Genomic DNA, 20,672 nt, shown 5'->3' with positions numbered 1-20,672 from the left:
ATGACACATATCGTCTCGATACCAAAAAACCAGTCCTTCTATGAAAGAAGGGCTGGTTTTATATTTGCAGCGGATAATATTTGTTGAATAACCTCTTCTCCCTGCTTAATACAATCCGGCAGTCCAACGCCATGATACCCAGCACCAGCAACAAATACGCCAGGATAAGTGTCTTGCAGCGTCTGAAACAATTCATTTATTTGCTGTTGGTGATGGACTTCATATTGCGGCATCGCATCGTGCCATCGTGTCACCTTGTAATATTCCGGGTCTCCATTTACAGCAATCACCCGGTTTAAGTCTTTTAGAACAATGTCTTTCAACTCTTCATCTTCTTTATCAACAATCGCCTCTTCCCCCGGCTTTCCGACGTAACAGCGAAGCAATGCTTTATCATCTGGTGCGGTATGTCCCCATTTTAAATGGGTGAATGTACAAGCGGTAATATGGTAATCGCTCTTTTTCGATACAACAAATCCTGTACCGTGGAAATCACTGGTTATCTGGCTCTTATCAAATGCCATCGCAATCGTTGCCACCGAAGTAGATGGTATAGATGAAAAACCACCTTTGAGCTTTTCATCTTGGAAAAAAGATGCTGTGACATGCGGCGGTGTAGTAAAAACAACATTATCATACACTCTGGTTTCTCCATTTTGAAAACGTAATTGATACCCTTCATCGTTTGGAACGATTTTTTCAAGCGGCTGTTCTTTATACACTGCATCCTCATCCAAATGATTTTCAATCGCATCAACAAACGACTGCAGCCCATTTTTTAATGTAAGAAACGCACCTTGTTTTTTCTGGGGTTCTGTTTTTGGACGCCGCTGGGCTTTCATGCCAAGAATTAGACTGCGGTGCTGCTGCTCGACTTCCTTAAATTGTGGAAAGGTTGACTGCAAACTTAACCTGTCAATATTTCCAGCATAAATGCCGGAAAGAAGCGGTTCAATAAGGTTATCCACCACTTCGCTGCCCAGCCGGCGTCTAAAGAACTCTCCTAGAGACTGGTCTTGGACTGTCTGATATTTTGGTAACACTAAATCAAGAGCAGCTCTTAATTTTCCAATTGGAGAAAACAGCCCGGTTGTCAAAAATGGCCCCAGTTTTGTAGGGATCCCCATCACTGCCCCTCCAGGTATCGGGTGCAGAATATCATCTTTTAACACATAGGCCTGGCCTGTTGTATTGGAAAACAGTTCTTGTTCCAATCCTACTTCTTTTGCTAATTTCGCTGCACTTTCTTTCCGTGCCAAAAACGAGTCAGGTCCTTGTTCAATAATAAAGTCCTTATAGTAATTCGTTTTTATTTTCCCGCCTAATTCACGGCTGCTTTCAAAAAGATCAACATCTATGCCACTGTTCTGAGCCAATGCTTCTTTTTGTAAATAATAGGCGGCAGTTAACCCCGTAATACCGCCGCCAATGATTGCTACCTTCATGATACATTCCCCGCTTACTTTTCATCTGAAAACTTATCCATTTTCTTCGTTACAGCATCTGCTAACGCATCAATAAATATTGAATCCGTATTCGGCATGTTCGGACGATAATAAGAAACCCCCAATTCATCACAAACATCGCGGCATTCAATATCATTATCATATAAGACTTCCAAGTGATCGCTGACAAACCCTACTGGACAATAGACAAATGCCTTGTATCCTTCTTTTTGATAAAGATCTTTTGTTAGATCCTGAACATCCGGCCCAAGCCATGGATCTGGCGTATTTCCTTCACTTTGCCATCCAATAGCATAGCGAGGAATGCCGGCTCCTTTTGCAATCCAGTCAGCTGTCTCTTCTAACTGCTTCGGGTATGGATCATTGTCTTGTAATATTTTTTCCGGCAGGCTGTGAGCAGAAAAGATAACACATGTATCATTGGGATTGTTCACCTTTTCCATCGTCTGTTTTACTTGCTCAACCCAATAATGTATAAACTTCGGCTCATCATACCAGCTTTCCACAGAATGAATAACAGGCCCGTTTATTCTTTTCGTTTCTTCTTGTGCCCGTCCATTGTAAGACTTAATACTGAAAGTAGAAAAATGAGGAGCTAACACGATGCTGTATGCTTCTTCTATGCCGTCTTCTTTCATGTTTTGTACAGCATCTTCAATAAAAGGATCGATATGTTTCAGTCCTAAATACCAATGAAATTCGACATCGTCATGCCGCTCATTCAAACAGCTTTTCAACCGCTCGCCTTGGTCATTTGTAATTTTCGCTAATGGGGAGACACCTCCAATGGCTTCATAGCGGGAAATGAGATCCTGCAGTGCCTCTTGTGAAGGCTTGCTGCCCCGGCGAATATGTGTGTAATAAGGTTCTACCCCGTCTACATTTCTTGGTGTTCCATACGCCATTACTAAAAGTCCTATTTTTTTCATGTCTTCCGCCCCCTATTTTATCTTGTTTGTATAATCATGGACAAAAGCTGTTAAGCGTTTGAGGGTGTCAGGATCTACTTCAGGAAAAACGCCATGACCGAGATTAAAGACAAAACCATCCTCTTGCATACCAGCCTCTAGTATAGGTTTTACTTTTTCTTCAATAACATGCCATGGAGCCAGTAGTATTGAAGGATCTAAATTGCCTTGCAGCACTTTACTAACACCAAGCTGTCTAGCCTGTTGAATGGTCGTCCGCCAGTCAAGGCCGATGATTTGAACAGATAAATCATTCCAATCCTTCAATAAATGACCGGCCCCAACGCCAAACATAATAAAAGGAACTTCTTCGTCTTGAAACGCATCAAAAATCCGCTTCATGACAGGTTTGACAAAATAACGATAATCTTCTGCACTCAATGTTCCGACCCAAGAATCAAATATTTGAATCGCTTGAGCCCCTGCTTTTATTTGTGAGGCTACATACTGAATTGTCATGTCTCCTAATTTATCCATTAGAGCAAACCACGCTTTTGGTGACGCGTGCATAAATGCTTTTGTTTTATGATAGTTTTTAGAAGGCCCGCCTTCAATCATATAACTTGCAAGTGTAAAAGGAGCACCACTAAAGCTGATTAATGGAACATTAAGCTGCTCCCGCAAAATTTTAATCGTGTCTAATACATATGGCACTTCTTTTTCTGGGTCAATCGTCCCTAGCTTCTCCACGTCAGCCGGTGTTTGAATCGGATTGTCGATTACCGGACCAATTCCTGGTTTAATATCGACTTTCACACCAATGGAAGGAAGAGGTGTCATAATATCTTTATATAGTATTGCTGCATCATTTTGATACTGGTCCACCGGCAACTTTGTCACATAGGCACAAAGTTCAGGGTCGTGGGTGATTTCAAACAAAGAATATTTCTCTTTAAGCTTGCGGTATTCTGGCTGCGACCTTCCTGCTTGTCTCATATACCAAACTGGGATATGGTCGGTCGGCTTTCCTAAAGCAGCCCTTAAAAAGTTATCATTAAATGGTTGTACACCCATTTCCTAGCACTCCTTTATCTGTCCACGGAAAAAACGTGATAATCTATGTTCATCATTATTACCATTCCCTTTTTACCATACTCCTGTGCAACTGTCATGTACAGTACTCAGAAACTTTGTTCATAAAATAGATAGAAAAGCGGGGCCGCACCTGATGAACGTCCCCGCTTCATTTAATCAGCAATACCAAATATAGATCCAACGCTAACTTCTGCAACATTAGAGGGATCGCCCTCTTGTTCTGTTTGAGCATTATAAGGAACAATCATGTACTCCTGTAAATTAAATACATTGACGCCTTCTATGGTGTATTCGCTTTTGCCTTCTACTTCACCAATTAACTCCCCTTCTCCATTATTGACTTCATATACTCGGTACAATACACGCTTGTCTTCAGCTGGTGTCCATTGTAACTGAACATTAAATAGCCCGCCGCCGCGAAGCGTCAATGAAGCAGACACATCATTCACTGGTTCCATCTCAATAGGATCTTCTAAATCATTCACATTTTCCGGTTTTTGAAAAGCAGTTTGTGCATTACCATTAACTGGCGTTTGGTTCAAAATTTCTTTAAATAACTCAGTTGGGTAGGAGCTTCCGGCTTGTAAGTGCTGATCTTCTGTCGTCTTGTCATATCCCATCCACAGAGCACCTGTCCACTGCGGAGTAAAGCCAGCAAACCAAGCATCCCTTGTACCGCCTTCCACTTCTAAAAATGATGTGGTACCTGTCTTGCCGGCAAGTGGATAATCCGTGCTTCCATCAGATGCAGTTCCTTCGTCCACGACATTTTCTAACATTCTCTTCATGTACCAGGCGTTTTGTGTGCTCATCACTTCTTGCGTTTTAGTTTCTGCCTCACCGATGACTTCTCCATGTCGATCGGTTATTTTTTTTATAAAATAAGGTTCTACTTTCTTACCATCATTAGAAAAAATCGTGTAGCTTTCGGCTAATTCCCGCGGTGACAGCCCTTCTGACAACCCTCCTAAAGCAATTGCCAAGCCACTATCTTCAATTTGAAGTCCCGCCTCTTCCATCCAATCCAAACTGGTCTCTACACCAATTTGATCTAACAGCCAGACAGCAGCTGTATTCGTAGATTCAGTGAGAGCGTCCACCATCGTAATTTCACCACGGTACTCTCCATTGTAATTTTCAGGTGCGTATCCGTCATAATCCGCCTTTTCATCCTTTAGAATAGAGTAAGGATGATAATTGCCTGATGCTAACGCAGGCGCATACACAGCAAGTGGTTTGATGACTGACCCTGGCTGTCTTTTTACATGGACTCGGTTCAAACCTTGGCGAACATAATCACGGCCGCCTTGCACAGCAGCAACCCCGCCAGTGCGGTGATCCATCATAAAAAATGCTCCCTGGACATCTTTTGCTTCATCAGGAAAGTAAGACTCGTCCTGAAACAATTGATACGAAGCCTCTTGCATTTCTGTATTAATCGGAACCACAATATCATAACCGCCGCGATACACTTCTTCTGCAGTCAAATTATATTTTTGTTCGGCTTCTTGTAATATCATATCAATGTATGTGTATAATGCCTTATTTGCTGCAGAGCGGTGAATGGTTTCTGGTACGGTTTTCCCTTGATACGTCATTGCTTCTTCAGCGGTAATAAAACCATGCCTTTCCATTAGCGCTAAAACTGTATTTCGCCGCGTTGTAGCTTGCTTTGGGTCTTCGGCCGGGGAATAATTAGATGGTGCCTTGGGAATACCAGCAAGCAGTGCTGCTTCATCAACACTCAATTCTTGTACATCTTTATCAAAATATAGTTCTGCAGCCGACTGAATACCGTAAGCGCCATGGCCAAAGTAAATTTGATTCAAATAATAGCCCAGAATGTCGTCTTTCGTGAATTTTCTTTCTAAGCCCATAGCTATTAACACTTCTTTTGTTTTTCGTAAAAAGGTTTTGTCGTTGGATAAAAACGCGTTTTTCGCTAATTGTTGAGTAATTGTACTGCCGCCTTCCACAGCCGAACCAGCTAAAATATCTCGATATAAAGCTCGTAATATAGCGCGAGGGTCAATCCCTTGATGTTCATAAAATCGAATATCTTCTACAGCCACAAATGCATTTTTTACATGTTCTGGCACATCATCAATGTCCACTATTTCTCTGTCTTCAGTATAAAGTTCAGCAACTTTTTCTCCTTCCAGGTCAAAAATTTCGCTTGTTTCGCTCATTACTAACTGCTTCTCATCAATAGCCGCTGCACCAATAACAACGGACGACAGATAAATCCCGGTACTCAAAAGCATAAATACAATCGCACCAAGCACCCAGACTATCCATTTTCTTTTCATGTTATTACTCCTTCACTGCATGTTTCGTGGAAGTCTTTTGCAGTATTATCGTATCCATTATAAATCAGTATGTACGTTTTCGGTATATTTTTCGACATGCTTTTATATTATCCACTATTTTTTTAAAATTATTTGAAAGACATGTAAGCATTGCCCGTCTTCGCTTATTGTATGCGAAGTTTACTAAACGCTTATGCCTATGATTCTTAAAAACCATGAAACAAACAGAATTATGATAAAATATGATGTAAAACATGTTACCTTAAGGAGGTTATCGATTGGAAACTGCTCTGTTTGAACAATTAGACCAACTGTACGATGAAATGGTGGATATACGCAGGCACCTTCACCAGTATCCTGAGCTTTCCTTCCAAGAAGAATATACTCCTTCTTATATTGCTGAATTTCATGAACATTTAGGGCATCAAGTGAGAAGAAATGTAGGCAACCGGGGAGTGACAGCGGTGCTTGAAGGCGGCCAGCCAGGACCTGTGATTGCACTTCGTGCTGATTTTGATGCCCTGCCCATTCAGGAAGAGAACACTCATTCGTTTCGTTCAAAAGTCGACGGCGCGATGCATGCATGCGGTCATGATGGCCATACAGCAACACTGCTGGGCTTAGCTAAAGCTATTAATTATTTGAAACATAAATGGAAAGGAAGCGTCGTTTTCATCCATCAACACGCAGAAGAATATGCTCCCGGTGGTGCCATTGACATGATCAAGGATGGCTGTCTTGACGGTGTTGATGTAATATTTGGCACTCACTTATGGGCTAGCGTCCCGTACGGCACCGTTCAATACAAATATGGTCCGATGATGGCTAGTGTAGATCGTTTTCACATTGACATTATCGGTCAAGGCGGACATGGTGCAATGCCACACTTAACGAAAGATGCGATTGTCATCGGCTCCCAGCTTGTTATGAATTTGCAGCAGCTTGTCAGCCGGCGTGTAGACCCGGTGGAGTCTGCTGTTGTGTCTGTTGGTTCGTTTGAAGCAGCCAATGCATTTAACGTGATTGCCGATCAAGCAAGAATTCAAGGAACTGTACGTACGTTTAGTGAAGATGTTCGTTCGCTGATCGAAGCAGAGCTTGAACAATTAACGCACACCACTTGTCAAGGTGCAAATGCAAGCGCCGATTTTCATTATTACCGCGGTTATCCTGCTGTTGTAAACCACGATGAAGAAACTCGTTTTCTAGCAGAATGTGCGAAACAAGTTCCTGATGTAAGTGTCGTAGAAGAAATGAAACCACAAATGAGCGGAGAAGATTTTGCTTATTATTTACAACACGTCAAAGGGGCGTTTTTCTTTACAGGAGCCAAACACCCGGAGTGGAAAACAGCATACCCTCATCATCACCCGAAATTTGACATTGATGAACGAGCCATGCTTACAGCGGCAAAAGTTATCGGAAAAGCAGCAATCGACTATGGAAAATAAGGAAACAAAATGTGTTTATATGAAATACAGTCTGCTTTGTCTGCCAACAAACAGCCCCCGCCACACGTCTTATTGTGCAGCGGGGGTTTTAATTTTAAAACGTCTAATTCTCTTGCTTTTCTTTCATATAAAACCATTTTAATCGATATCCTTCTTTGGCTGCATAACCTAGCTGAGCAAGCAAATGATAATTTGCTGCTGCCCCGATAACTGCCCCAAAACCTGGCATCAGCTGCAATAGCTTTACTAAGTCGATATGATCTCGATATTCTTGCTGAAAAGATGTCCAATCCATTTCCTTGGCCATCGATAACTTTCTAGGCTTGTTCTGAATATATTCTTCCCAGTTTTCTAACCTTTTTGCTGTTTCTTGTTTTTTCGCCGGACTCGAAAAGGCAGCTTGAAAAATATGAAGCATATATAGCCGGTCTCTAAAATCATATATGTCCAGTCCGTAAATTTGTGAAGCCGTAAACAGAAACCGCATTTTAAACCCGAGCAGCAAAGGAAAATCAGCTGCTCCTAAAAATAAGCCGCCAGCGCCAGTTCCAGCTCCTTCAGCTGCTGCCCCCTTTTGAAACACCGATATTAATGCCTCCATCCGCTCATCTGCTTCTTTTAATGTTTGGGCTGGCTGTTCCTTCTTATTCGGCAAGTACTGAGAGCCGCTTAGTACGCCTTCTACCATTTGTTTAACCGCCTGACCCATCATCGTATGGAATTTTTTCGGAACAAACTGATTCATGCGGGTTTGTACGTTTTTTGTCAATGTTTGCGGCATCGATGAAGGCTTTTGTAATTTTCGAAGCCACACCTGCACCTCTTCATATGCTTTTTGTTCATACGTATCCACTATCTCCCTCCTAATGAACGCTCCGACTGTTTTTACTGCTAACGCGGGAAGTAAGCAGGAATACAGCTCCTATTCCAGCAGCTAACAATAAAAAGCCAGGCAGTAACGATGTACCAACGAGCCAGTAAATAATCGCCAACAAAAAGGTTTGAAAAATTAATAACTGCTTGAGCAAAAGCTGAAATGCTGACTTTTTCTCTTTCCAAGAAACAGGGTATAAATCAGGCCAAATCGTAATATCTAAGTGATACCACAACGAGCGAAGCTGAACACTTGTCATATATAAAAACAGTAATCCTACGCCCAGCCGAAACCAATCATAAGGAAAAGCATACATCACTAATGCACCAACCAATAACAAGCGCATGTACATCCCGAAATATTCACCAGATCGAATAAATGCTTTCCCGTATAATACGTAATAAACAGATCCGCTCCTCCAAAGAAGGCGATCCGATATGGCAGTTAAGAACCGGCGTCTTTTCACAGACATTTTTATGTGCGGCACATCGGTAAAAGACTGCACAAACCGATAAAACGCAGACAGTCGCTTTTCCTCCATCTCAAGCAGCACTTCCCACTTTAATGGATGCTGTCTTAAAAGGGATATATGATAAAAACTATACAAACATGCCATAATGACACAAACAGCTCCAATCAGCCAAAATGGCGCTGTGGTGAATAAGAATCCGCAAAAAACAGCATTGATTACTCCTCTGACCCCTGCATGCAGGCGGCGCTTTTCTTCTTCTTGCAGACGCACTTCCGCCCACCTTGCCGCGTTATTCCAAGCATTTACAAGCAAAAGCAGTGCCAATACAGAATAAAAATAACTTGTCTCTGGTGATACCCTGTCCTCAAAGAGAGGTCCTAACAGCAAAAAAATAACGGCTATCGTTACAGACTGCATGATAACGGAGTACATAACGCTGTTTCGAAAAAACGGCTGCAGTCTTGGCTCTAACGGGAGTAAAAAAACCAAGTCCCCTCGTTTTAAAAACGTACGGATAGGACAACGAGTAAGCAAATATGTAAACAGACCGGCAATAACAAGCGCAGCTGGAAATGTATCGGGCAGCCACTCTATAAAAGCAGGATAAAAATATCCCCCTGCTAAAAACAACGCATATAAACTAAACATAAAACCGCTGTTTCCTAGTAAGCGAAGGTAGCGAATAGCTTCACCCCAAAACCCTTTTGACCGATCTTTCCAAAGTTGTACAACATCCATTATATTGCTCCTTTAGTTACTTCAATATATAAATCATCTAAATTAGCATGAGGCATACCTGCTTGTTCCCGCAGCTCTTCCAACGTGCCGCTTATACGTATTTTCCCTTCATGAAGAAGAACAAATCGGTCACAATATCTCTCAGCCGTTGACAGTATATGCGTCGACATTAGGATCCCTGCCCCTTCATGCTTCATATTAACCATCATGTCAAGCAGTGATTTAATTGCCACGGGGTCCAAACCAACAAATGGTTCATCCACAATGTAAAGAGGCGGCTTTACTAAAAATGCACACATGATCATTACTTTTTGACGCATTCCCTTTGAAAAGTTACTAGGAAACCAATCTTTCATATTTTCCATTCGATATTCTTTTAACAGCACCCCGGCTCTCTCTTTAAACAATTTTTCTTCAATGCCGTATGCTAATGCCGTTAATCGTAAATGTTCCCACAACGTTAATTCCTCATATAATATAGGAGTTTCAGGAATATAGGTAAATGTCTTCCGATACTTTTCTGGGTTGTCTTGAAAGGGATGGCCATTAATACGAACAATTCCCCGGTGCGGTTCCATTAATCCTAAAACATGCTTAATGGTTGTACTCTTGCCTGCTCCGTTCAATCCAATAAGCCCTACCATTTCTCCATGATTGACGTTGAAATTCACATCATGAAGCACCGGTTTATGTAAATTATAACCTCCTGTTAAATCGTCTATCATTAAAAGATTTGTCATGTTACGTGCTCCTTTTTATAAATGTGAGTGCATCTCACACTCCTCTCTATCTATTCTACCCTCTCTTTTCGTAAAGGAAAACTGTCAAACGAAGATCATTGTTTCACTCCCACCTCCTGCTTTCCTCTGTATAAAAAGCTTTGTTAAAGGCAGTCGCTGTCCGCCTAAACATGCGGCTGTTTACATATTGCCGGTGTGACATACCACAGGCGGCACCTGCGGGACACCATGAGGAAACAAGCTGTCCGCCGGCTTCAAAAAACAAAGACTGCATTCAGCACAATAGGATGTAACAAAGCTAATAAAAAGAGAACACGAGCAATACTCCGTGTTCTCTGGCTTTTATCAATTCACTTTACGCTCTGAATGGTTCCAAAACTGATCGCGCAACTGTACTTTTTGTATTTTACCTGAAGCCGTCTTTGGCAGCGCTTCGATAAATGAGATGCTTTTTGGCGCTTTAAAGTGTGCTAATCTTTTCTTTGCAAATTGAATAATCTCCTCTTCTGAAATAGCAGAATCTTCTCTTTTTACGACCACAGCATGCGGCACTTCTCCCCACTTCTCATGAGGAAGAGCAATCACTGCAGCTTCAACGATGTCAGGATGAGCATACAAACATCCTTCTACTTCAATGGACGATATGTTCTCCCCACCGCTGATAATTACATCTTTTTTCCTGTCGACAATATCGATATAACCATTTTCATCAACTACAGCCATGTCTCCAGTGTACAGCCAGCCATTTTTTATCGTGTCAGAAGTAGCCTCCGGGTTTTTTAAATATCCTTCCATCACGTTATTGGATCTAACGATGATTTCACCAACTGCTTTTCCATCGCTGGGAACTTCTTTTCCTCCGCTGTCCACTACTTTTACCTCTGAACCAATCATAGCGTATCCGGTTTTCGCTTTTGTGCGCTGCTTTTCACCGCTCGATAAATGGTCATGCTGAGGACGAATGGTAGAAACAGTAATGAGCGGGGAGATTTCTGTCATGCCATATACTTGAATAAATTCCCAGCCAAGCTCTTCTTCCACCATGGCTACAAATGAAGGCGGCGGAGCGGATCCAGCAATTACAATCCGCATATCCTGCTTGGGCAGGGGAGGCTGATGTTCACTGTAATACTCTAACAACATGTTCAGCACTGTTGGAGCCATGTGTGCAACCGTTACGTTATGTTGTGTGATTTTTTCAAATATAGAGGCCGGTTCAACCTTTCTTTGCATCACTTGCGCTGCACCATTAGCGGTATAGTAGAAGGGAGAACCCCAGCCATTCACATGAAACATCGGTAGAATGTGCAGCAGCGTGTCCGAATCAGAAACACGCAGATGATGCATGGCAGACATGGCATGCAGATAATTGCTTCGATGTGATAACAGTACCCCTTTTGGTTTCCCAGTAGTACCGCTTGTATAAAGTAGGGTTGCAGTATCATGTTCATCCACTTCTGCTCTTATAACGGGCTCTTTTGAAAACTGCTTCAGCCACTGATTGTAGCTTCTGTGTCCATTTGTATTGGCATCGGCACCATGAACGATAATGGTTTTCACGGTTTCTAATTCATCTATAACCGGCTCAATCAATGGAAGAAGTTCTTGTTCCACAAATAAGACGCTGCTTTCACTGTGGTTTAAAATAAATACGTAATCACTCGGTTTCAAACGTGTATTTAATGGTGTCATCACAGCTCCTAATTGAAAAACACCATAAAATCCTTCCAGCATTTCTAACGTGTTCGGAGCAAGATAGGCTACTTTGTCCCCCTTTTTTATGTTCAGCGATTTTAGTCCATGCGACAGCTGCTGGACTCTATCATATAATTCCCGGTACGTCACGCGCCTGCCGCCATCCACAACAGCTGTATTGTCCCCATACCATGTTTTGGCTCTGTCAAGAAATTGTGTTAGAACAAGTGGCACATACACATAAATTCCCCCTTATATTGATCTACTGTTATATTAATTTAAATTTTCAAAATTTTAAAGCGTTTTATGATTCGTTGTTTTCTTTTTCATTGGCTGATAAGATATTTAGTACATACACTTTATCCAAAAAGGAGCCGATGATATGGGTCACGAGAACGATTGTATTTTCTGTAAAATCGTAAACGGAGATATTCCTGCGTCCATTGTATATGAAGATGATTATGTGCTTGCTTTTACTGACATCGGACAAGTAACGAAAGGACATACGCTTCTTATTCCAAAAAAACACCAAGAAAATATTTTTGAGCTAGAAGAAGACACAGCTGCCCAGCTGTTTCGTGTTGCTCCTACTATTGCGAATGCCATCAAAAAAGCATTTGATCCTGCGGGATTAAACATGGTGAATAATAATGGAAAAGCTGCCATGCAGTCGGTTTTTCATTATCACCTGCACTTTATTCCTCGTTACGGAAAAGATGATGGTTTTCAGCCGCACTGGGAAGATAACAGCGACAACTATTCCGCAGAAGATTTAATGGATATTGCTAAAAAAATTAATAAACACTTGTCCTAATCATCGTTCCTGCTGTCACACCACCAGCAGGCTTTTCTTATTGCAACTCCTTTTTGCAGCAAAAAATATTAGCACTTCTCACACAGTTTTGTTAGGATATTCACAAAAGCTTTTTTTAAGCAACTATATGAAGGAGTGGAAAATCATGACTCGAGCCCATAATTTCAATGCAGGTCCGGCGGCTCTTCCGCTTGATGTGCTAGAAAAGGCACAACAAGAAATGGTGAACTTCAATAACACAGGCATGTCTGTGATGGAATTGAGCCACCGCAGCAAAGAATACGAAGAAGTACATAATGAAGCTATCAGCTTACTAAAAGAACTGCTGCAGGTTCCAAATAATTACGAAGTCCTTCTCCTACAAGGCGGGGCAAGCCTGCAATTTCCAATGATTCCAATGAACTTCTCGCCAAAAGACAAGACAGCTAACTATGTTTTAACTGGCTCTTGGTCAGAAAAAGCTTTAAAAGAAGCGAAAAAACTAGGTGAAACGAGAATTGGTGCTTCCTCCAGTGACAGCAATTACACGTACATACCTGATGCTGACACCATTGAAACAGAGGCAGATGATGCTTACGTGCATATCACGTCTAACAATACCATTTTCGGCACGCAATGGCAGGACTTTCAACTAAACACGAACGCTCCGTTAATCGCTGATATGTCCAGTGATATTTTAAGCCGTCCTGTCCCGGTTGAACGCTTTTCACTTATTTACGCTGGTGCACAAAAAAATCTTGGCCCATCAGGGGTTACTGTAGTTATTGTAAAAAAAGAGCTGCTCGAAACAGCTGAAACAAACATTCCAACGTTATTATCATACAATACTCACGTTGATAAAAACTCGTTATATCATACACCGCCAACTTTTGCTATTTATATGCTGAAAAATGTTTTGCAATGGGTAAAAGAAAATGGGGGCGCAAGCGGTATGGAAAAACGTAATCAAGAAAAAGCCTCTCTCTTGTATGATGTGATAGATAACAGCAATGGATTTTACAAAGGACATGCAGAGAAAGACAGCCGCTCTATCATGAACGTGACGTTTAATTTGGCAACCGATGAATTAAACAAGGCGTTCCTTGATGAAGCGAAAAAAGCAGGATTTGTCGGATTGAATGGACACCGCTCCGTCGGTGGATGCCGCGCTTCCATTTATAATGCTGTCTCTGTAGAGTCATGCAAAGCACTGCAAGAGTTTATGATTGACTTTCAACAAAAACACCAATAATAAGCACTAACGTTTTCTGCTTAACAAACGAAAGCTGTCAACAGATTGTCTGTCGACAGCTTTTTTTCACAAACAGTGTTTTTCAACAAAAATAAACGGCACGCTTTTCATTCTTCTTGTTTTTTTCTATACTGTTATAAAAGAATACTATTGTAAAAAACAAAAAAGAGTACAAAGAAAGGATGGGTGTTAGAGTGGATTCGAAATCTTTATTGACAGGCCTCTTAACTGGAATAGCTATCGGTGGACTATCTGCTTTATTGACGGCACCAGCACCTGGCAACCAAACACGATCTAATGTCAAAAACTTTAATTGGCGTTCCTTAAACCGCAAAGCAGCAGACGAGGGAAAGCATGCCTTAGAAGATTGGCAATACGCAGCCACGGAAGGTTTTGAAGCAGTTGATGGCTTAACGCAGGAAATGAAGAAAACATACAGCCGTTATAAAGAAGAAGTGGAACCTGAAGTCGAAGCCATTCAACATCAGGTCAGGGAAATATCCGACGCTATCGCTGAATTAAATGAACAAATTCGTCAAGATGACTAATCATGTTCCCGCTTATGTACAAAGATTTTTTATTAGAATAATTATGGAGAGGAGGGGGGATAATATGGATCAATTTGAGGAAACAAAGCAATCCATCTTATTCAGCCATAAATTTGCACAAATGACAAAAGCATTGTGGAAGTCTGTCGAAAAAGACTGGCAGCAATGGATTAAACCGTATCATTTAAATATTAATGAACACCAAATATTGTGGATTGCCTATCACATGGAAGGCGCTTCTATCTCTGACATCGCGAAATTTGGTGTGATGCACGTCTCAACCGCATTTAACTTTTCTAAGAAACTAGAAGAACGCGGATTGCTCCACTTCTCCAAAAAAACAACGGACAAACGAAATACCTATATCCAGCTCACCGCTGAAGGGGATAAACTTCTGCAGGAGACCATTAAAGCCTATAAGCCTGATACGTATCACGTTTATAGCGGAGCTATGCCAATAAAAGAATTGTATGGTAAGTTTCCTGACTTTTCTGAGCTAATGACAATCCTTCGCCATATTTATGGTGAAGACTTCATTAAAATTTTTGAACAGTCCTTATCCACCTTTAATGAAGAATTTACAGAAAAAGATGGTACGCTTACTCCAGTAAAATCTGTTGAAAAATAACGAAACATACCGTCGTCATTTGTCTGATTCTTTGCAAAAAGAGTCAGGCTTTTTTTATGTTTTGTCCGTTTTTGCCGCATTCTTTTTCCTTTTGACATTTTTTCTTTATTCTATTGATTTTTTCAGCATAAGCGTTTAAATTATTCAACTAGAGGCAGAAGAAAGGGGGAAATTCACATGAATTGTTGGAAATCAATTAATCTAGGAAAAGAATATACTCCATCAAGATTGGTGCTCCTTTCTGTTGGATGTATGATTCTGACATTTATTCTCAGTTTTCTTGTTTTCAGTTTTTATTATATGGATATTCGTCATGCAGAGTTAAGCATGGTTAAAACACTTAGTGTACTGGCATTACTGTACCCTATTCACGCCTTGCTCCATTTTATTCCTTTATGGCTTGCAGGTGCCAAAACTCAAACAGTTATTTCCCAAAGAAAAAAAGGAAAAAAGCAAAAGTTTCCGTTTATCACATTAACGTTTACTAAGCCGATAGGACGTAATTTTTACGTTTTGGCCATGTTATTTCCAACGTTATTCATTCATACAATTGCATTTATCGGTGCTCTTTTGTTTCCCCCTTTTATGTTTTACTTTTTACTCGTGCTTTCATTGAACACGGGACTGAGTGTATATGATTTTATTTATGTTAAACAATTACATGGAGCCCCCCGTCATTGCTTCATTGAACAAAAAAGAAATCGCATTGATATATTATTAAAGCAGCCGGTTTAACGGCTGCTTTCATCATTATTATTGGCTTTCTGTTTTTCCAAGCAGGAATGTTATCTTGTCGTCTTCTAAGTTAAACATTTCTGCTTTCACTTCATACGTATCTGCAATAGAAAGTTCATCAAGATGTATGAGGACCCGGCTTCTTGAAGATTGAATCTCTATATAAGAAGGCAGAGATGACTGCTGCTGCATCAGGGATAACACACGAGATCCGGATAATGGCAAATTTCCTGCTGTAAACCCTGTTTCGTTTAATACAATATTGCCATTATGTATCTCTGGAACAAAATCCATAAAAATTTGAATGGTCCGCCCTAACAATTGATAAGATGAAGAGATTCGAATATGATTATCATAAATGGAAGCATCCATTCCTTCTAGCTCATCATTGAGCAGTTTTTCTAGTTGACTGCTTGTCATATGTATAGACAGATACTCTTCAAACGACTCTTCCTCATTTGTATGACGATTATTTTCCATCTTATGCTGCGGCTCTTCTGTGCTTATCCAAAAAAACAAAAAAACAGCCGTAATTATGTTCAAGCTGGCTAAAAGCAGAAAAAGCCATTTCCACCATCGGTGAGATGTTGTTTTCATGATAAAAACCCGCTTTCTGTGATTTTTCTGTCTCTAGTATGCACGTCCATTTCGACTTCTGCCACCTAAAAACCTATCATTTTTGAGAAAGTTTTGTTAAAGTAAAGTAGATATAAGATATTGGGGGTAAACACTATGCTCATTGTAATTTTCTTGGTATTCTCTTTGTTTTATTTATTTGTTATTAATTCCATGACAAATGCCCTCTGTGTCCAAAAAGAGATCCCTGCTGAACGTCAGCCAAAAGTTTTTCGAACGATAAATATTTTATTGACGATTTTACTCACCTCTACCTTTGTAGAACTTTGGTTTGTGTAAAAACCATGTACTCCATGGATACGGGTAAGATATTGAAAATGCATTGATGAATAGAAAAAGCTTTCCTGAAGGAACATCCTTCAGGAAAGTTTTTATATTAGTAGATCCACGCTGCTCCGATGATAATTAGCAAAATGAACAGCACAACAATCAACGCGAAGTTCGAATCATGTCCGTAACCCATTTACCTTCCCTCCTTCATACAATTTTTGCTGGTGTTAACACCAAGCCGCACCTACAATCACCAATAAAATAAACAACACCACAATCAACGCAAAGCCACCATAATACCCTTTTGACATCTCCACACCTCCTAATACTCTTGCTGAGTTATGATATGTAACTATGTCTTGCTTGGTTTAGGTTTTTGCCTACATATTTTTCATTTTTTGGTATATATGGTATGATTAGGTCTGTCCGATTATTGTTAAGGGGATGGAATATATGCGGAAACATTACTTCCTGGCTGCCGGCTTAAGTACTGTTTTATTTTTATCGGCTTGCAGTGACCAAGAATCTGGTGAAAATAAAACAATTGTTGAAGTAAATAATACATCTCTTACAGAAGAAGAGTTTGTGGGAGAATTAAAGAATAATGTAGGCGAACAACTGCTAAATCAAATGATTCAAAATATCGTTATACAAGATAAAGCGGATGAATTGAACATTGACGAGGAACAGCTCGATAATGAACTTGAATCATTCAAAGAGGATTACGGCATCGAAGAAGACGAACAGCTGTTAAATATGCTGCAGACGCAATTTCAAATGGAGATTGAATCCATTGATGATTTTAAAAGCGAATTTTTAAAGCCGCAATTAGTGTTAGAAGAACTTGCGACTGCTGATGTCGACTTGTCAGAAGAGGCAAAACAGCAGTATTACGAAGAAAATAAAGAAGATCTTGTCACCATTTCAGCGCGTCACATTTTAGTGGAAGAAAAAGAAACCGCTGAAGACCTTCTAAATGAATTAGAAAATGGTGCTGATTTTGCCGAACTCGCTCAAGAGCATTCCACAGATCCTGGGTCTGCCTCACAAGGCGGAGATTTAAACTCATTTACAAGAGGACAGATGGTCGAAGAATTTGATGAAGCTGCTTTTAGTATGGAACCTGGTGAAATTAGTGATCCTGTCCAAACCGACTATGGATACCATATTATCGAAGTAACAGATAAAAAAGAAACATATGAAGAGCTTGCACAGGATGTAGAACAACAACTCAAAGAAGAACAAGCTAAACCTGTGGAAGAAGTGATGCAGGAATTACTGGATGAAGCAAACATAGATGTCAAAGAATCTTCTTATGAAGACTGGGTGGATGCTTAATTCAAACAAACAATAAGAACAGTCCTAGCATCTTGGAAAAGAGAAGTTCAGCTAAGGTGGAGGTGCTTCTACTAAGAACACACACGTCCGAAATCATCATACCCTGTCGAAAGTGCATCCTGTGTTGAGCGCAGAAGTCACCGCATCCTGTGGACAGACAACCGCCAAACGCAAACTCCCTCGCGAATTGCCTCGCCTGCATGTATGCGGCTTTTCTCAACACGTTAACAGCGCCAGTGATTCACCCATGCTGCACACTTTATCCCTTCCTTTCCGTAGTAAACATAAAATCAGCCTGGCCGGGTCCATTACCTCAGCCAGGCTGATTAATACAAGCAGATTAGGAAGAAACTTTTCTCTTTTCTTTCTCTTCTTCCATTCTTCGGATAAAAATGCGCCCTTCCTGCTCAATCCAGCGCTCATCCTCTTCTTTCTCCGATTTACTTGTCTGCCAATACATATAGCCGCTAAATACAATTCCCAGTCCTGCCAATATGACCCATGTCGGCAAATGTACAGGATTTGCTTGCGCAAAGCGCTGCCACAACACTAGTATAAAAAACAGCACAATCAACGTTGTTAAAAATTTTTTAGAATGATGATTCATAATAGCCTCCTTAAAACCTTGTCCTTGGTTCCATCATATGCGTATGGCTATCAGATATTCACTTCTCTCGTATCTATCTTTTCTCTATCTTTTTTCGGAAGCGTCACCTTAAACCGCACACCATCATCCTCATTAATAACTTCTGCATCTCCTTGATGCAGCTCCGTTATCCGCTTAACAATAGCCAATCCCAAGCCGAATTGTCCTTTATTGCCTTTACGAAACGGACTGAATATATGAGCAGCGTCTTCTTGCGGAATCGCTGGACCATTGTTTTTTACATGAATATTGACCATATCATTTTCAGCATCAGCCATAATCCAAATCGTATCTTTTGCATATCGCATCGCATTTTCTACAAGGTTTTCCAACAATACTTGGATTTGTTCTTTGTCGGCATCGATCGTCACGTCTGCTCCACGAATGACAAACGTCACATCTTCTCGCTGCATGCGAAACCTTTCTTCAATTTGGAAAGCCACATAGCCAAAAGCCATCTCTTCTGCATTAATCGTCTCCTGCTGCAGAGCATCTAGCTTCGTAAAATACAACATATCTTTTACCCGCTTATCCATACGATTGGCTTCATCTAAAATAACATCCATCGTTTCCTCTATATTATCCTTCGGCGGAATGCCGTCTTTTACAGACTGTGCATATGTTTTTACTACCATAATCGGTGTTTTTAGTTCGTGAGATGCATGCTGAATGAATGTTTTTTGCGAACGGTCATAACGAATTAAATTTTGTCTCATTTGCTCAAACTGATCCGACAACTTTTGAAAATCATCGTCTCCTTCCCAGCGAAACGGTTCCCGCCAGTTGCGCTTGGCAATCTGCTCAAAATGATTGCCAAGCATACGAAGCGGCTGCCGGAGATAGCGTTTCAACCATATGGCTGGCAGCAGACTCAAAGCACTTGTAATCAAAAGCAAATAAACAAGCCGTTCCCACAAACGATTAACCATAAGGTCCCGGTATGTATCCCACATATAAGAAATTTGAAATGCTTCTTCCCCGTCTGATTCGATTCGTGTAATGACATAAAACAAAGTGGCATCATTATACGTGAGCTCATAACGATCGCGCTCTTGCTCTTGATTAATTGTATTTCTTATCATTTCTTTTAATACACTGTCTGGCGGCACAGGTTCGCCGCGAAGTGTCCCTAGATTATTGAATAAGAACAAATGTCCAACAGACCGCTCCGCTTCTCTTCTCTCAATAAAATCAAGCTCAGACTGAGGAGGGGTAAAATAATCACTAAAAGGATTGGCCATTCTTGCCTGTTCCTGTTCAATAATGCGGTACGTTTCGTCCGTTAATGTCCCTTTGATTGATATAGGATAAACAATAACCATCGTCAGACCGACCAGTACGATTAATGCGATAAAAGACAGCCAGATTCGCTGTGTTAAATTTACTTTCATCATGACGATAATACACGGTAACCATAACCATACAATGTTTCCAAGTGAATTCGCGGCATCTTCTTGCGGACACGGCGTACCACATCATCTACTGCCCGCTCTGACCCAAAATAATTTTCCCCCCACACATTTTCGATAATTTCCTCGCGCGACAAGGCTTTTCCAACATCTTCTGTTAATAATAATATTAAATCCATTTCTTTTGTTGTTAATTCAATCTGTTCATCACTTTCTTGATCTACTACCGTTCGAGCTTGCGGGTCAATCGTGTATTCATTGAGTTCTACTTTTTTCGCTTCAGTGTTTTCTTCCCCATACACTCTTGATAACAGTTTTTTTGCTCGAATAATTAATTCTTGCGGTAAAAATGGTTTCGCAAGGTAATCGTCACTCCCCATTTCTAAACCAAGCACCCGATCCAAATCTTGATCTCTTGCCGATATGAAAATGACTGGTACATCTCCTTCCTGCTGGCGAATTTCTTTTAAAATGTGGTATCCATCTGTACCTGGAAGCATAATATCCAGCACCCATAGATGAGGAGGCGTTTCCACTGCTTTGACCGCATCATCTCCATTATCAAATATTGTCACGCTCCAACCTTCTTTTTCCATATATGCTTTTAATACTTCCGATAAATTCGCTTCGTCTTCCACTAAGTAAATATGATACATAACGTTATCTTAT

Annotated in this window: 22 protein-coding genes; 8 read left to right on the top strand and 14 right to left on the bottom strand. The window is 40.7% G+C overall.

Features of this window, described 5'->3' with window-relative positions:
• Positions 1-38: 38 nt before the first annotated feature.
• The 4 genes from hemY to BLT18_RS07620 form a co-directional block, all read right to left on the bottom strand.
• The gene (gene hemY, locus BLT18_RS07635) at positions 39-1,445 is read right to left on the bottom strand and encodes a protoporphyrinogen oxidase (protein ID WP_091272709.1); all 1,407 of its coding nucleotides are present in this window, start codon (positions 1,443-1,445) and stop codon (positions 39-41) included.
• A 14-nt stretch (positions 1,446-1,459) separates the two neighbouring features.
• A complete protein-coding gene (gene hemH, locus BLT18_RS07630; protein WP_091272707.1) occupies positions 1,460-2,395 on the bottom strand; it encodes a ferrochelatase in 936 nt (311 codons plus the stop codon).
• Between the two features lie 12 nt (positions 2,396-2,407).
• Positions 2,408-3,448 (bottom strand): uroporphyrinogen decarboxylase, encoded by a 1,041-nt coding sequence (gene hemE, locus BLT18_RS07625; RefSeq protein ID WP_091272706.1) that lies wholly within the window; start codon positions 3,446-3,448, stop codon positions 2,408-2,410.
• Positions 3,449-3,621: 173 nt separating this feature from the next.
• Positions 3,622-5,778, bottom strand: a complete 2,157-nt coding sequence (locus BLT18_RS07620) for a transglycosylase domain-containing protein (protein ID WP_091272703.1) — start codon at positions 5,776-5,778, stop codon at positions 3,622-3,624.
• Positions 5,779-6,056: 278 nt separating this feature from the next.
• Between BLT18_RS07620 and BLT18_RS07615 the strand changes: the two genes are divergently transcribed.
• Entirely contained in the window at positions 6,057-7,229 is a 1,173-nt protein-coding gene (locus BLT18_RS07615; protein ID WP_281242346.1) for a M20 family metallopeptidase, read from the top strand.
• 103 nt (positions 7,230-7,332) lie between these two features.
• On the opposite strand, the gene BLT18_RS07610 is transcribed toward BLT18_RS07615, so the two are convergent.
• From BLT18_RS07610 to BLT18_RS07595, 4 genes are all read right to left on the bottom strand, one after another.
• Positions 7,333-8,082, bottom strand: a complete 750-nt coding sequence (locus tag BLT18_RS07610; RefSeq protein WP_091272701.1) for an EcsC family protein — start codon at positions 8,080-8,082, stop codon at positions 7,333-7,335.
• 10 nt (positions 8,083-8,092) lie between these two features.
• Entirely contained in the window at positions 8,093-9,313 is a 1,221-nt protein-coding gene (locus tag BLT18_RS07605) for an ABC transporter permease (protein WP_091272698.1), read from the bottom strand.
• Positions 9,313-10,053 (bottom strand): ABC transporter ATP-binding protein, encoded by a 741-nt coding sequence (locus tag BLT18_RS07600; protein WP_091272695.1) that lies wholly within the window; start codon positions 10,051-10,053, stop codon positions 9,313-9,315. The genes BLT18_RS07605 and BLT18_RS07600 overlap by 1 nt, the downstream gene beginning before the upstream one ends.
• 345 nt (positions 10,054-10,398) lie before the next feature.
• Complete coding sequence (locus BLT18_RS07595; protein WP_091272693.1) at positions 10,399-11,988, bottom strand: fatty acid--CoA ligase; 1,590 nt, start codon at positions 11,986-11,988, stop codon at positions 10,399-10,401.
• Between the two features lie 142 nt (positions 11,989-12,130).
• On the opposite strand from BLT18_RS07595, the gene BLT18_RS07590 reads away from it, so the two are divergent.
• The 5 genes from BLT18_RS07590 to BLT18_RS07570 all read left to right on the top strand — a co-directional run bounded on the left by BLT18_RS07590 (position 12,131) and on the right by BLT18_RS07570 (position 15,704).
• On the top strand, positions 12,131-12,562 hold the full coding sequence (locus tag BLT18_RS07590) for an HIT family protein (RefSeq protein ID WP_091272691.1): 432 nt from the start codon (positions 12,131-12,133) through the stop codon (positions 12,560-12,562).
• Positions 12,563-12,707: 145 nt separating this feature from the next.
• Positions 12,708-13,793: a 3-phosphoserine/phosphohydroxythreonine transaminase gene (gene serC / locus BLT18_RS07585; RefSeq protein WP_175487419.1), complete on the top strand. Its 1,086-nt coding sequence runs from the start codon at positions 12,708-12,710 to the stop codon at positions 13,791-13,793.
• A gap of 194 nt (positions 13,794-13,987) precedes the next feature.
• Positions 13,988-14,341: a YtxH domain-containing protein gene (locus BLT18_RS07580; RefSeq protein ID WP_175487418.1), complete on the top strand. Its 354-nt coding sequence runs from the start codon at positions 13,988-13,990 to the stop codon at positions 14,339-14,341.
• Positions 14,342-14,405: 64 nt separating this feature from the next.
• On the top strand, positions 14,406-14,969 hold the full coding sequence (locus tag BLT18_RS07575; RefSeq protein WP_091272687.1) for an HTH-type transcriptional regulator Hpr: 564 nt from the start codon (positions 14,406-14,408) through the stop codon (positions 14,967-14,969).
• Positions 14,970-15,146: 177 nt separating this feature from the next.
• Entirely contained in the window at positions 15,147-15,704 is a 558-nt protein-coding gene (locus BLT18_RS07570; RefSeq protein WP_091272686.1) for a DUF3267 domain-containing protein, read from the top strand.
• Between the two features lie 18 nt (positions 15,705-15,722).
• Here the strand turns inward: BLT18_RS07570 and BLT18_RS07565 are convergent, their stop codons facing one another.
• The gene (locus BLT18_RS07565; protein WP_091272684.1) at positions 15,723-16,301 is read right to left on the bottom strand and encodes a YpmS family protein; all 579 of its coding nucleotides are present in this window, start codon (positions 16,299-16,301) and stop codon (positions 15,723-15,725) included.
• 135 nt (positions 16,302-16,436) lie between these two features.
• Between BLT18_RS07565 and BLT18_RS07560 the strand changes: the two genes are divergently transcribed.
• Positions 16,437-16,619 carry a hypothetical protein gene (locus BLT18_RS07560; RefSeq protein ID WP_091272681.1) on the top strand — a complete coding sequence of 61 codons (183 nt, stop codon included), beginning with the start codon at positions 16,437-16,439 and terminating at the stop codon, positions 16,617-16,619.
• Between the two features lie 97 nt (positions 16,620-16,716).
• Here BLT18_RS07560 and BLT18_RS07555 read toward each other — a convergent pair whose 3' ends face one another.
• Both BLT18_RS07555 and BLT18_RS07550 read right to left on the bottom strand, forming a co-directional pair.
• Positions 16,717-16,803 carry a YjcZ family sporulation protein gene (locus tag BLT18_RS07555; RefSeq protein ID WP_091272678.1) on the bottom strand — a complete coding sequence of 29 codons (87 nt, stop codon included), beginning with the start codon at positions 16,801-16,803 and terminating at the stop codon, positions 16,717-16,719.
• Between the two features lie 34 nt (positions 16,804-16,837).
• A complete protein-coding gene (locus BLT18_RS07550) occupies positions 16,838-16,921 on the bottom strand; it encodes a YjcZ family sporulation protein (RefSeq protein ID WP_091272676.1) in 84 nt (27 codons plus the stop codon).
• A 142-nt stretch (positions 16,922-17,063) separates the two neighbouring features.
• Here BLT18_RS07550 and BLT18_RS07545 point away from each other — a divergent pair, with 142 nt between their 5' ends.
• A complete protein-coding gene (locus BLT18_RS07545; protein WP_175487417.1) occupies positions 17,064-17,948 on the top strand; it encodes a peptidylprolyl isomerase in 885 nt (294 codons plus the stop codon).
• 340 nt (positions 17,949-18,288) lie between these two features.
• On the opposite strand, the gene BLT18_RS18755 is transcribed toward BLT18_RS07545, so the two are convergent.
• From BLT18_RS18755 to BLT18_RS07530, 3 genes are read right to left on the bottom strand one after another with little or no spacing between them, the layout of a single operon-like run.
• On the bottom strand, positions 18,289-18,555 hold the full coding sequence (locus BLT18_RS18755) for a sporulation YhaL family protein (RefSeq protein ID WP_091272672.1): 267 nt from the start codon (positions 18,553-18,555) through the stop codon (positions 18,289-18,291).
• A gap of 50 nt (positions 18,556-18,605) precedes the next feature.
• Positions 18,606-19,988, bottom strand: coding sequence for a sensor histidine kinase (locus tag BLT18_RS07535; RefSeq protein WP_091272670.1), 1,383 nt, complete (start codon positions 19,986-19,988; stop codon positions 18,606-18,608).
• Complete coding sequence (locus tag BLT18_RS07530) at positions 19,985-20,659, bottom strand: response regulator transcription factor (RefSeq protein ID WP_091272667.1); 675 nt, start codon at positions 20,657-20,659, stop codon at positions 19,985-19,987. The genes BLT18_RS07535 and BLT18_RS07530 overlap by 4 nt, the downstream gene beginning before the upstream one ends.
• Positions 20,660-20,672: the final 13 nt, after the last annotated feature.

The sequence above is a fragment of the Alteribacillus persepolensis genome (assembly GCF_900099605.1).
In the GTDB taxonomy this organism is placed as follows: domain Bacteria; phylum Bacillota; class Bacilli; order Bacillales; family Marinococcaceae; genus Alteribacillus; species Alteribacillus persepolensis.
The sequence above is the reverse complement of the archived record's forward strand: the minus strand, read 5'-3'. Positions and strand labels throughout refer to the sequence as shown.

What these genes read in the sequence shown, in the direction of transcription:
- BLT18_RS07555 (WP_091272678.1), bottom strand. Translation starts at nt 16,803, where the DNA reads ATGGGTTACGGACATGATTCGAACTTCGCGTTGATTGTTGTGCTGTTC.
- BLT18_RS07620 (WP_091272703.1), bottom strand. Translation starts at nt 5,778, where the DNA reads ATGAAAAGAAAATGGATAGTCTGGGTGCTTGGTGCGATTGTATTTATG.
- BLT18_RS07535 (WP_091272670.1), bottom strand. Translation starts at nt 19,988, where the DNA reads ATGATGAAAGTAAATTTAACACAGCGAATCTGGCTGTCTTTTATCGCA.
- BLT18_RS07565 (WP_091272684.1), bottom strand. Translation starts at nt 16,301, where the DNA reads ATGAAAACAACATCTCACCGATGGTGGAAATGGCTTTTTCTGCTTTTA.
- BLT18_RS18755 (WP_091272672.1), bottom strand. Translation starts at nt 18,555, where the DNA reads ATGAATCATCATTCTAAAAAATTTTTAACAACGTTGATTGTGCTGTTT.
- BLT18_RS07575 (WP_091272687.1), top strand. Translation starts at nt 14,406, where the DNA reads ATGGATCAATTTGAGGAAACAAAGCAATCCATCTTATTCAGCCATAAA.
- BLT18_RS07560 (WP_091272681.1), top strand. Translation starts at nt 16,437, where the DNA reads ATGCTCATTGTAATTTTCTTGGTATTCTCTTTGTTTTATTTATTTGTT.
- BLT18_RS07600 (WP_091272695.1), bottom strand. Translation starts at nt 10,053, where the DNA reads ATGACAAATCTTTTAATGATAGACGATTTAACAGGAGGTTATAATTTA.
- serC (WP_175487419.1), top strand. Translation starts at nt 12,708, where the DNA reads ATGACTCGAGCCCATAATTTCAATGCAGGTCCGGCGGCTCTTCCGCTT.
- BLT18_RS07570 (WP_091272686.1), top strand. Translation starts at nt 15,147, where the DNA reads ATGAATTGTTGGAAATCAATTAATCTAGGAAAAGAATATACTCCATCA.
- BLT18_RS07605 (WP_091272698.1), bottom strand. Translation starts at nt 9,313, where the DNA reads ATGGATGTTGTACAACTTTGGAAAGATCGGTCAAAAGGGTTTTGGGGT.
- BLT18_RS07530 (WP_091272667.1), bottom strand. Translation starts at nt 20,659, where the DNA reads ATGTATCATATTTACTTAGTGGAAGACGAAGCGAATTTATCGGAAGTA.
- hemE (WP_091272706.1), bottom strand. Translation starts at nt 3,448, where the DNA reads ATGGGTGTACAACCATTTAATGATAACTTTTTAAGGGCTGCTTTAGGA.
- BLT18_RS07550 (WP_091272676.1), bottom strand. Translation starts at nt 16,921, where the DNA reads ATGTCAAAAGGGTATTATGGTGGCTTTGCGTTGATTGTGGTGTTGTTT.
- hemH (WP_091272707.1), bottom strand. Translation starts at nt 2,395, where the DNA reads ATGAAAAAAATAGGACTTTTAGTAATGGCGTATGGAACACCAAGAAAT.
- BLT18_RS07590 (WP_091272691.1), top strand. Translation starts at nt 12,131, where the DNA reads ATGGGTCACGAGAACGATTGTATTTTCTGTAAAATCGTAAACGGAGAT.
- BLT18_RS07545 (WP_175487417.1), top strand. Translation starts at nt 17,064, where the DNA reads ATGCGGAAACATTACTTCCTGGCTGCCGGCTTAAGTACTGTTTTATTT.
- hemY (WP_091272709.1), bottom strand. Translation starts at nt 1,445, where the DNA reads ATGAAGGTAGCAATCATTGGCGGCGGTATTACGGGGTTAACTGCCGCC.